This is a genomic window from Mesorhizobium sp. M4A.F.Ca.ET.090.04.2.1, from assembly GCF_003999085.1.
Taxonomy (GTDB): Bacteria; Pseudomonadota; Alphaproteobacteria; order Rhizobiales; family Rhizobiaceae; genus Mesorhizobium.
Map to the genome: position 1 here is coordinate 1 of NZ_RZOT01000328.1, position 6,854 is coordinate 6,854.

A 6,854-nucleotide genomic window follows, 5' to 3' on the forward strand; every position below is an offset into this window, starting at 1 on the left:
AATTTGTATTCCGAAATAGCCGGTATCGCCTTTGCCAGATCCGCATCTTCGCACACAATGACCGGGGAATGTCCCCCGAGTTCAAAAATGCAGCGCTGCAAATTCTTCGCGGCGAGCGTGGCCAGCTGTTTTCCAACAGCGGTCGACCCCGTGAACGTCAAGACTTTCACAATTGGCGAACTGAGCAGATGCCGCGATATATGCACAGGAACACCGAAGACCAGGTTGACCACGCCTTCCGGTATCCCTGCTTGACGCAAAGATTCCACGATATGGACAGCCACGCTTGGCGTCTCCTCGGCCCCTTTGAGGATCACCGGGCAGCCTGCCGCCAGCGCGGGGGCGAGCTTGCGGGCGATAAGAACGGCCGGATAGTTCCATGGCGTAAATGCAGCGACGACACCGAGCGGCTCCGGGGCTATCATCCTGTTCAAGCCCAACGGAATCGGGGCCGACAACTCATCGGCATGCCGGCCATTCCATTCCAGCGTTTCGACCGCGCGCGCGTATTCTCCTGTCGCTTCGGCGATCGTCTTTCCCTGTTCGGACGACAGGTCCCTGGCTGCGGCGCCAGCTTTCTCTGCCAGAATGCTGGCGGCAGAGACGAGGATCTCGCCACGCTCTTTGGCGGGTCGTGAGGACCACGCCTTGCGGCTGCGTTCTGCCGAAGTAAGAGCTTCATCCAAGTCTGACACCGTAGCCGAGGCCACTGAGGCAAATACCTTCTCCGTCGCCGGGTTGATCACCGGCAAAGTGGCTCGGCTACCACCGGCTCGCCATTTGCCATTAATGAAGAGCTCGAAGCTCTTGGCGTCGGACATCGCGGGCTCCACTTGACTGAATTCTTGCCATACGAGCGCAGTTTCGATATCGAAACTTCTGAACCTTCTGAACTCGCTTGAGCCAGTTTCATCGCGATGGTGGCGGCGGGTCAAATATCGAATATTGCCGAAATCCATCTGGAATCCAGATCGAGCTGATCCTGATGGCCGCAAAAGATTATGCCCCAGCTTTACAGGTTAGGTTGTCAGGTCGCCTCAGGCGCCACCGCTGCCCAGCCCCGAATTTCAATCAATTCTCTGGCGACCTTCGGAACGAGCTTGCGGACCGCGGAAACAGCCGCAGAACGCTCATCTTTGGAATTTACAGCAAGCACGACGGAGCGGGTAATCACCGGATCGACGATCTTGACCGTCCGGACCAGCCCTTGAGAGGCTTCTTTCTGAACGGCAGACGGGGCGAGAATAGAATGCGCTTTTCCCTCTACGACCATGTTGATGATCGTTGAGAGGGAGTCCACTTCAAACTTGACGTCCAGCGCGCAACCGTGTTGTGCGACGACGTCAGCCACCGAACGCCTGACATTGTTATTTCGCATGGGAACCGCCAACGGGAATGCATGCAGGTCCGCCAGAGATATCGCATCTTCGAACGGTGGCTGGCCGGACGGAGCCACCAGACAAAGATCTTCGCGCGCTAGCACAGTCATTCGCCCCACACTGTCCGCAGTGCGGTACAAAACCGCCAGATTGAAGCGTCCACCGGCCATCCACTCCTCCAACGGTCCCGTCATGCCCTCGACCATCTTGAGGGACACCCTAGGCAGTTCATTTCTCACCGCCTCAAGCAGCGGACCGCTCAGGACGCGAGCAGCCCCAGACGGAATGCCAATAGTCACCTCCCCGGCAGGGGAAGCGGCTGTGTTGGTCAATTCCGCCTCGGTAAGTCGAATTTCTTTGAGAATCGCCCGCGCCCGCTCGAGCAGTTTGGCTCCTGACGCCGTCACGCTCACGCCGGTCCTGTCGCGTATCAGCAGCTGAGTGCCGAAGCCTTCCTCCAGTTGGCGTACATGCAGACTAAGCGCACTCTGGGCGACATTCAGAAAGCCAGCGGCCTTCGTGAAACTGCCTGCTTCGACCACGCCAACGAAGTATCTTAACTGCCTGATTTCCACGGGTACTCTTCCGAGGGCGGAGATTGCAATCGATCTAATCTATCTCGAAATGCGATGGCGCGACAGCAATAATTGTGCCGAGTTGCATGACGCCTTGCTGTCGTGTTGTCCCAGTCTGATTTGATCAACCCGCCGAGGACTCAAACGGCCAACTCGGCGGCCGGATCCGTGGCGATGATATCTCGCGCCCTTCGGATAACCGGAGGATCGACCATCTTTCCGTCCAGGGCGAACGCGCCTCTGCCCTGCGCCGTCGCTTCTTTTTCCGCCACAAGGACACGACGCGCCCACTCGAGTTCCTGTGGGCTTGGTGAGAAAGTCTTATTGAATATGGCCACCTGGGCTGGATGGATCGCCAAAGCTCCGGCAAAGCCAAGCCGCCGCGCATGCGCCGCAGCTTCACGAAGTCTGTCCTTGTCTGAGAACTCGCTGATACTTCCTATAGAGCCAAGTGGTAGCAAGCCTGCGGCGCGAGCGGCAAACAGAACGGAAAGGCTCGGTGTCAAAAGAAGGTCGAGTTCCGGTGCACCGCCAACAGAGGCACTGAAGTCTTCAGGACCGAGCGCCATTGCAACCATCCTGGGATGGGCCGACGCAATGGCTGAGAGACTTTGTAATGCTGCCGGGGTCTCGATCAAGGCAAGGAACCGGATTCGACCCACCGCAAGATTTCTTTCCCGTTCGAGTTCCGATACCGCATTCGCGATCTCTAATACCAACGCTGCCGAATCCGTCTTAGGAAGAACAAGGGCATCAACGCCCGCCATCACGGCTGCATCGAGATCGGACGCCAAGGCTCGCAAACCGCGATTCACGCGAACTAAAACATAAGCACCCCTTCTGCCCACCTTTGCCACGGATGCAGAAAGCTGGCGCCGTGACTCATCTTTTCGATCCTCCGGAACGGAGTCCTCGAGGTCGAGTATGACGCCATCTGCCCCCCGTTCATGAGCCGTGTCCACAAAGCGCCGAACATGAGCGGGAACGAAGAGCAGAGATCTCCAGCGGGGAATCGACAACGAGCTTCCAGCGGCCGGACCAGTGTGCTTCATGAAGTGGCCTTTGCCGTCGATTTTAGTGCGGCGGTGTTAGTGAGCTTGCTGGGCGGTCGTAGCGCTGACATATCGCGGGCTAGGCATGCACTGTGTAAATTGCGACCGCGCCCCTTCCCGACCAGAGGCACGCTCACGCTGACGCGGCTCTTGCGCGCAACCCTGCTCGAACCTCCTCTCGGATAGCCTCCGTATGCGCACCAAGAGCCGGAACTGCGCGCAACGAGGGGCGCTCAGAGTTGAAGATCGCCGCCGGAGCGATGGTCTCTACAGTTCCTTGTGGGGTGCCAACCTCAACCCTGCGGATGTGTGGATGCCTCGAAATATCCGCCACCTCGTTCAGTCGCCCATATGCCAATCCGGCCGCCTCAAGCTCGTGCATTGCTTCGTGGCAGGACAGTTCGGAAAACCGCCTTTCAATGATCTCATCAAGTTGCGCACGTCGACCGAGGCGCTCCATATTATCGGCAAACCCGGGTGCACGTGTGAGTTCAGGCCGCAGCAGAAATTTCTCGCAGAAATTCACCCATTCCCGGTCATTCTGAACGGAGAAGATCACGTCTTTGCCGTCGGCGCAGCGATACGCGCCATACGGTGCCAGTGAGGGGTGTTTCACGCCCGCACGTACCGTTTGATAGGCGCTATAGTCGTTTTGCAGAACCGGTACATTCATCCAGTCAGCGACAGCATCGAACAGGGACACCTGAATCCCGACCCCCTCGCCAGTGACCTCCCGGTGATATAGTGCCTGAAGAATTGCACTGTGCGCAGTCATACCTGCAGAGATGTCACAAACCGACACTCCTACACGCGCGGGTCCCTGTTGGTTGCCGGTGATGGCGCACAGGCCTGTTTCGGCTTGAACGATGAGATCATAAGCCTTCAAATGGGAATACGGCCCATTCTCACCGAAACCAGAGATGTCGCAGGTGATCAGCCCGGTATGTCGTCGACGAAGATCAGCAGATCCAAACCCCAGTTTTTCGATACTGCCTGGCTTCAGATTCTGGATAAAGACGTCAGCTGCGGCAATGAGCGCGTCGAGGACCTCGCGGTCTGCCTCCAACCTCAGGTCCAGACAGACCGACTCTTTACCCCGGTTGAGCCAAACGAAGTAAGCGCTCTGCCCCTGCACCAACTTGTCATAGTTGCGGGCAAAGTCCCCTTCTGGCCTTTCGATCTTGATGACCCGGGCGCCCGCGTCAGCGAGACGAGACGATGCATAAGGCGCGGCCACGGCCTGCTCCACGGCTACGACAGTGATGGCCTCAAGAGAATTCTGCATGCGGCACCGTACTTTTCATACTGTTTTTTCGTTTTGATTTCGACGACGGCTCAGCATCGCCAGCAACCGATTTTGCTCGTTCCCAACAACTGAGAACGCCTCGTCGACGCCCATTCCCGGCTTTGCAAGCATCATGTCGGCCTGAGTAGCCACAGATACGTGGACAGAAACTTGGGCGGAGAGATCTGTCTCGGTACAGCTTCCCCCGACATACGCCCCCACCCTATTTTCCTTGCAGATGAGAACTGCGCGCGCCGTATCGGCGATTGAGCCGACGTCTGGCGTCTTTATTTGGACCAGATGCGCGGCGTTCGCTTCGGCGAAGAGCCGAATGTCCTCAAGCGTATTGCATCTCTCATCTACAACAATCCGTGCGCTGGAACCCCGGCACTCCAAAAGCGATACGATTTTGGCGTAGTTTTCAATTTGAGCTTGCGTCGAGCCAAAATCAGCAGGGGACTCGATGTTGAGTGTGAAATCCGGGACGGCATCTGCGACCTTGCAGATAAAGTCGGCGATCCTTTGCGTCTCCATTCCGATTTCTTGGCCGATCCAGCCATATACATCGAAATGCAGTACCGGATGATAGCCAGGGCGGCCGATTTGACGCGTACGCGATGCTACCCACTTGACGAACCCTATGAACGTTTGGCCGTCGACTCCAAATTTCTGTCGCGAGTTAATCAGACCGTGGGGAAGCACATCTACTGCCTTCAGGATCATCTTATCAACGTTGATTTCGCGAGCGTCTCCGCTCTGGCAGTAGATCGGGACTCGGCGCGTCGGCAGAGGAAGGCCAAACTCCAAGCATACGATCTCCGCCATTGTCTTGCGCTGAAGATAGGCGCCTGCGCGAAGAAGAGCTTGGCTAACGCCATACTCCACGGCCAGGGGCAACCGTTGATCTTCAACATGTTCGAAAACCTTTGCGCAAGAAGTACGAAAGCTAGAGGCATCAACATCGAGAAGCCGTGGCGCGATAACGCGCGAAGTCAAATTTGAGATTTGGTTCGTATCGAACAAAGGATCACGTCCACCCGTACCAGAGTACTGGACATTCATCATGTCGCCCCAGACAACGTGGTCGTCAGGAAGGACTAAACCGATACTTAGCGACGAAGCTGCAATGCGAATCGAATGGAACCCGGGCGTTGTCGGCGGGCCAACATAGATGAAGCCGTCCTGGATTGCGCCGGACCTGATGGCTTCCTGATCGTCATAAAAAAATGCACCGTTGCCAGGCGCGAGAAGGACATCTTTGATCTGCACTTCGGTTCGCTCGACTTGTTCCGTATCTTGGCCCGCCCACCGTCTGCCTAACTATGCGCCGCCCGGCATTGAGTCGCCAATATAAAGTCTGAGGCGGGTGCATCGCGTTTCCAGATGGTCCATGTGTTGTATCCCGACAAGCTCAAGACCTTGGGCGCCTTTCGCAGGATGGCGGACTTCCCGGAGCGATGGCTTGGTCCTCACCGACCGAAGGAGCCGCATTCGCACGCAACACCTCCGACGGACGCTGAGTTCTAAGCTTCGTTGCGTTAGAACGACCGCTGAAAACGGAGGATGCCCCCGATGGCGTTATCCTCACCCGCCGGAATACCAGTCCAGTTGGAGTTGCCTTCGTTGATGTAGTCGACTTCGGCCGTGATCGTCAGACCGGGGACAATGTCGTATTCAACGTTTGCGGCGACGCCGAGGTTTTTGTCTTCATCGTACGAAGCCTGGAGATTGAACCTGGTTTTTTCGTTAATGGTGTAGGTGCCACCGCTCCAGATTGCCCAGTTGCCGCCCCACTGCTTGTAGAAACCGCGGCCGCCAGCAGGGACCGCATAGGCTGGATCCGAGAGCTTGTCGTTCGTGCCGTAGCCAACCATAACGAACAGTGCTAGGTTCTGCGCCGGGGCCAAGTCCAAGCGAATCTTGCCAGCCACCTCTTCGTAGTTGCTGTCATAAGCCAGAACACCGGTGACGGCGCCCCAGCCCTGCATGTACTTCACGCCGCCCACCACATGCGGTATATAACTGTCGATCGTACCAGCAGCCCCCGATCCTTCTTCGAGCGAGACCATAGCCGAGAAACCACTGCCGGCGTCGAAGTAGTACTGCACGACGTTGGTGTCGAAATCGCCGTAGGGAACCAGCGTATCGTTGATGACGTTGCCGGCGTAGCCGATGAACGTGTCGAAGGCCGATTCGTCCTTACCCACGCGAAGCCCACCGAGTTGAATCCAGGCAAACTTCAACGTGCTGCTGTCAATGCCATTGGTATAACTTAAGTTATTCTGAGTGTAGGACTTGAGGGTGCCGAGTTCAGTTTCCTGGGCCGTCCAGGTCTTCAGCGAGAAGCGGCCCTGTTTGTGCCAGGTGTCGTTGATGCTGCCGTCCTCATGGTCGACGACACGGCGACCGTTGAACGAACCTTCCTGGCCGGCCGAAGCATCCCACCGGACATAGCCGCCGATGCGCAGACAGGTTTCGGTGCCGGGGATGTAGAAGTAGCCAGCGCCGTAGACGTCGCAGATCTTGACGTATTCGGCGGGTTCCGGCTCGGCGACGACGACAG

6 protein-coding genes are annotated in these 6,854 nt (G+C 57.2%); all 6 read right to left on the reverse strand.

The window, feature by feature from the left end:
* Nucleotides 1-821: aldehyde dehydrogenase family protein (locus tag EN781_RS21540; RefSeq protein ID WP_127400310.1), on the reverse strand; the 821-nt coding region annotated here is incomplete at its 3' end.
* Between the two features lie 206 nt (nt 822-1,027).
* On the reverse strand, nt 1,028-1,954 hold the full coding sequence (locus EN781_RS21545; RefSeq protein ID WP_127400306.1) for a LysR family transcriptional regulator: 927 nt from the start codon (nt 1,952-1,954) through the stop codon (nt 1,028-1,030).
* A 140-nt stretch (nt 1,955-2,094) separates the two neighbouring features.
* Nucleotides 2,095-3,006, reverse strand: a complete 912-nt coding sequence (locus EN781_RS21550; protein WP_127400307.1) for a CoA ester lyase — start codon at nt 3,004-3,006, stop codon at nt 2,095-2,097.
* A 133-nt stretch (nt 3,007-3,139) separates the two neighbouring features.
* Nucleotides 3,140-4,291, reverse strand: a complete 1,152-nt coding sequence (locus tag EN781_RS21555; RefSeq protein WP_127400308.1) for a CaiB/BaiF CoA-transferase family protein — start codon at nt 4,289-4,291, stop codon at nt 3,140-3,142.
* Nucleotides 4,292-4,306: 15 nt separating this feature from the next.
* Entirely contained in the window at nt 4,307-5,560 is a 1,254-nt protein-coding gene (locus tag EN781_RS21560) for a methylaspartate ammonia-lyase (RefSeq protein ID WP_127400309.1), read from the reverse strand.
* Between the two features lie 269 nt (nt 5,561-5,829).
* On the reverse strand, nt 5,830-6,854 hold a 1,025-nt coding region (locus EN781_RS21565; RefSeq protein ID WP_145965574.1), incomplete at its 5' end, for a porin.

Bases quoted from the DNA above. Each gene is read 5' to 3' on its own strand.
- EN781_RS21550 (WP_127400307.1), bottom strand. From the start codon at position 3,006: ATGAAGCACACTGGTCCGGCCGCTGGAAGCTCGTTGTCGATTCCCCGC.
- EN781_RS21555 (WP_127400308.1), bottom strand. From the start codon at position 4,291: ATGCAGAATTCTCTTGAGGCCATCACTGTCGTAGCCGTGGAGCAGGCC.